Below are 4,064 nucleotides of genomic sequence, written 5' to 3' on the forward strand. Positions count from 1 at the left end.
CCGAAGGGCCGTTCAGAGGTCGAGCACCAGCCGCGTGCCGGTGCAGCGCGAGACGCAGATCAACATCGTCTTGCCCGACTGCTGTTCCTCGCGCGAGAGGATGCCGTCGTTGTGCTCTAGCGCGCCATCGAAGTCCAGCACCGGGGTTTCGCAGGCACCGCACACGCCGCCCTTGCAGCTGTACGCGGGGTCGAGGCCGGCCTCGAGCAGCGCATCGAGCACCGACTGTCCCGCGGCGACCCGCACCGACCGGTTGCTCCTGCGGCACAGCACCTCGAAGCCCTGGCCCGTTGCCGCGGCGGCCGGCTGGAGCGCCGTGAAGCGTTCGATGTGGGCGTGCGGATATCGATGCCGCTCGCAGGCTTGCAGGAAGGCTTCGAGCATCGGCGCCGGGCCGCAGCCGTAGTAGTGGCTGTCGCTGCCCCGGCCCGCGAGCAGGCGGGTCAGGTCGGGCGGTCCGCCTTGCTCGTCGTCGAAATGCCAGGCGACCCGCGCGCGCGGGCCGAGGGCCGCGATCGCTTCCCTGAAGGCCGCTTCCCTCGCGCTGCGCGCGCAGTAGACCAGTTCCACCGGCCGCCCCTGCGCGACCAGGTGCTGGAGCATGCAGAAGATCGGCGTGATGCCGATGCCACCGGCGACCAGCACGCTGCGTGGCGCGTCGGCGTGCAGCGCGAAATGGTTGCGCGGGGGCGAGATCGCGAGGCGGTCTCCCACGCGCAGCTGCCGATGCACGCAACGCGAGCCGCCGCGGCCGTTGCGCTCGTCGAGCACCGCCACCACATAGCGGTGGCGTTCGCCGGGCGCATTGCACAGCGAGTAGCTGCGCACCAGGCCGTTGGGCAGGTGCAGGTCGATGTGCGCGCCGGCTTCGAAAGGCGGGAACGCGATGCCCGCGACGGCGGGCCGCAACTCCACGCCGAGGATGCCCTCGGCTTCGTGGCGCAGGGTGTGCACCATGGCGTCGAGTGTCGAAGCGGTCATGGCGGGCTCACAGCTTGAACAGCGATCGGGCATTGGTCTCGAACAACTGCGCCATCTGTTGCGCGCTGCAGGCCGTGGCCTCGGTTTCATGGACCTCGTCGGCCACGTACTCGAACGGATAGTCCATGGCGTAGAGCACGCGGTCGGCGCCCAGCTGGGCCTGGCAGAACGCGATGACCGGCGCGGACGCCATGCCGCTGGTGGTGACGAAGATGTTCTGGCGCAGGTAGTCGCTGGGCTTGCGCTCCAGCTTGGCCCAGGAGCCGTAACGGCCGGTGGCGGCGCCGGCCCGGTACATGAAGTCGAGCCGGCTGAGCCAGAACGGCAGGCCTTCGCCGAGGTGGCCGAGCACCAGCTTCAGCCGCGGGTAGCGGTCGAACACGCCCGAGACGATCAGCGCCAGCGCATGCATGCCGGTCTCGACCGCGAAGCCGAAGATCGCGCCGTCGAGGCCGCGCGCCAGCAGCGGCGCGATCAGGCCGCGCGAGGGCGAGGTCGGATGCAGGTAGATCGGCACGTCGAGCGCCTGCGCTGCTTCGAAGATCGGCCAGCAGCGCGGGTCGTCGAGGTAGCTGTCGTGCGTGTGGGAATTGACGATGGCGCCCTTCAGGCCGAGCGTGCGGACCGCGCGCTCGAGCTCCCGCGCGGCGCGTTCCGGGTCGTGCGGCGCGATCGCCGCCAGGCCGGCATAGCGGTCGGGATGGCGCGCGATGTGCTCGGCCAACGCGTCGTTGAACGAGATCGCGAGCGAGCTGGCCGTGGGTGCGTCGAACACCTGGATGCCCGGGGAGGCCAGCGACAGCAGCTGCATGTCGATGCCCGCGGCATCCATGTCGCGCAGGCGCTCCTCGCCCAGGTCCTGCAGCTTGGCGATGATGGACTGCGTGCGCGGCGAGGGATTGTTCAGGAAGTAGCGCCACGAACTGGTGAAGCCGGGGTCGTCGCTGTGGCCGCCGTCGATCAGACGGCGGTAGGCCTGGATCAGTTCGGGCGGGGCATAGGCCTCCTCGGTGGCGATGCGGCGATAGGCGCGCGCGGGCGGCATGTCGAGGCGGTGGTCGTTCATGGCTGGGGACCTTCCGGCGCACGGACCTGGTCGCCCGCGCGGAAGATGTCGTCGTAGTCGCGCCCGCCCAGGCACTGGAATTCCCACCAGTTGCCGTCGCGGTCCTCGAGGTAGAAGCCGTAGTCGCCGTGCAGTTCGCGCGCCGGCAGCACGCGCCGTATGCCGTAGTCCTCCTGGTGCTGCAGCGCGAGCGCGCGCGCGATGTCGACCGCGGCGCGCGATTCGAGGTCGAGTCCCCAGTGGTTGTGCACGTCGAGTTTCTGTTCGCGCGGCGAGGGCAGGCAGACCACGGTCCAGTAGCCGCCGAGGCGGATCATCATGGCCCGTCCGGCGACATGCTCGACGCAGTCGAGGCCGAGGAATTCCTCGTAGAAGCGGCGCGAGGCCGCGAGATCGCGGCAGCTCAGCGTGCCGTGGGACAGGCGCAGCGGGCGGTTCAACTTGAGGGTGCTCATGGCTGGAGGCTCCTGGGGGAATGAAGAGGGTGGGTGACGACCGGGTTGACGAGCGGGCCGATGCCCAGGCCTTCGATCTCGACGCGCACCACGTCGCCGGGTTGAAGGAAGACGTTTCGGGGCATGCCGACGCCGGCCGGCGTGCCGGTGGCGATGAGGTCGCCGGGGCGCAGCGTCACGCGGCGGCTGAGGTAGGCGATCTGCTCGGCGATGCTGAAGATCATCTGGTCGGTCGACGCCTCTTGCTGCAGCACGTCGTTGACCCAGAGCCGCACGGTCAGCGCGTAAGGGTCGGCGACCTGGTGCGCGGGCACGATGGCCGGTCCCAGCGGGGCGGAGCCCTCGAAGCCCTTGCAGCTGAGCCAATCGAGCCAGCCTGGCCATTCCTCGCGGCGGAACAGGTCGCGCGCCGACAGGTCGTTGAGGATGGAATAGCCGAACACATGGTCCATCGCGCGTTCCACCGGCACGTCGCGCGCGGGCCGGCCGATGACGACGGCGAGTTCGGCCTCCCAGTCCAGCTTGCGCGAGCCGGCGGGCAGCACGATCGGCGCACCGGGGCCGATGATCGAATGGACCGCGGGCTTCGAGAAGAAGAAGGGGGCGGCGACCTTCTTGTCGATGTCGCTGCGTTGGCCCGCCGTCATCTCGTTCAGATGGCAGCGGTAGTTCGGGCCGCTGCAGAACAGGCCGCCGCCGACGACGGGCGGCGCCGGCCGCACCTGCGCCAGGTCGCGCGGCGTGGCGAGCGACCCGTCCTCGACCGCGGCGAGCCGCGGTTCGAGCATCGGCCAGGCCGCGATGAGTTCGGGCATCGTGGCCTCGGCCAGCGGCAGACCGTGCGCGGTGGCGAGGTCGCTCCAGGCGACCATCGTGTCGCCGAGCGCGAGGCCCGGTCGGCTGCGATCGTTGGCGTCCATGTAAGAGACCAGGGTGAAGGGGCGCATGGGGTGTTCCTTGTCGAGCCAGGGTTGCGGGCCGGTCACGAGGACGCGGGCGATGAAGGGAAACGGGGTGCCAGCAGGAACAGCGCGGCCGCGAGGGCCAGCATGGCCGCCGACAGGACGAGCGGTGCTTCGTAGCTGCCGGTGCGCGCATGCAGCTGGGCGATCAGCAGGGCGCTGCAGGCGCCGCCGGCCATGAGGGCACCGTAGAAGATGCCGTAGGTGCGGCCGAAGCGCGCGATGGGGAAGTAGCGCGAGACCAGGTAGGCCAGCACGTCGAGTTCGGCGCCCATCGCGAAGCCGATCGTGAACGCCGCGGGCAGCGCCAGCATCGGGTGGCCGGTCGTCAGCAGCAGCAGGCCGCCCGCGAACAGCAGCATGACGACGGCGATGACCCGCGGCGCGAACAGGTGGTCGATCAGCAGCCCGGTGACCAGGCGCCCCAGCAGCACCGCCACCCCGATCAGCGCCGCCATCGTGCCCGCCTCGGTGGCGCTCAGGCCGCGGTCGCGCATCATCGCGATGAAGTGGACGATGTAGCCCGAGCCGAACAGCATCGGCAGCACGAAGGCGGCGATCAGCAGCCAGAACAGCGGGCGCCGGTGCAGCGGCAGATCG

Annotated in this window: 5 protein-coding genes; all 5 read right to left on the minus strand. The window is 70.3% G+C overall.

Translation table 11 applies throughout. The features are described from left to right. Nucleotides 1-12: 12 nt before the first annotated feature. Entirely contained in the window at nucleotides 13-981 is a 969-nt protein-coding gene (locus tag AC27VN_RS34655; RefSeq protein ID WP_490879531.1) for a PDR/VanB family oxidoreductase, read from the minus strand. A gap of 7 nt (nucleotides 982-988) precedes the next feature. Beyond that, nucleotides 989-2,047, minus strand: a complete 1,059-nt coding sequence (locus AC27VN_RS34660; protein ID WP_490879532.1) for an amidohydrolase family protein — start codon at nucleotides 2,045-2,047, stop codon at nucleotides 989-991. Further along, nucleotides 2,044-2,502, minus strand: a complete 459-nt coding sequence (locus tag AC27VN_RS34665) for a VOC family protein (protein WP_296782099.1) — start codon at nucleotides 2,500-2,502, stop codon at nucleotides 2,044-2,046. Before AC27VN_RS34665 ends, AC27VN_RS34660 begins: the two co-directional genes overlap by 4 nt. Further along, nucleotides 2,499-3,449 (minus strand): fumarylacetoacetate hydrolase family protein, encoded by a 951-nt coding sequence (locus AC27VN_RS34670; RefSeq protein WP_490879533.1) that lies wholly within the window; start codon nucleotides 3,447-3,449, stop codon nucleotides 2,499-2,501. Before AC27VN_RS34670 ends, AC27VN_RS34665 begins: the two co-directional genes overlap by 4 nt. Before the next feature lie 35 nt (nucleotides 3,450-3,484). Continuing rightward, on the minus strand, nucleotides 3,485-4,064 hold a 580-nt coding region (locus AC27VN_RS34675), incomplete at its 5' end, for an MFS transporter (RefSeq protein WP_490879534.1).

It is taken from the genome of Variovorax sp. 20P10.2.4, from assembly GCF_058244205.1.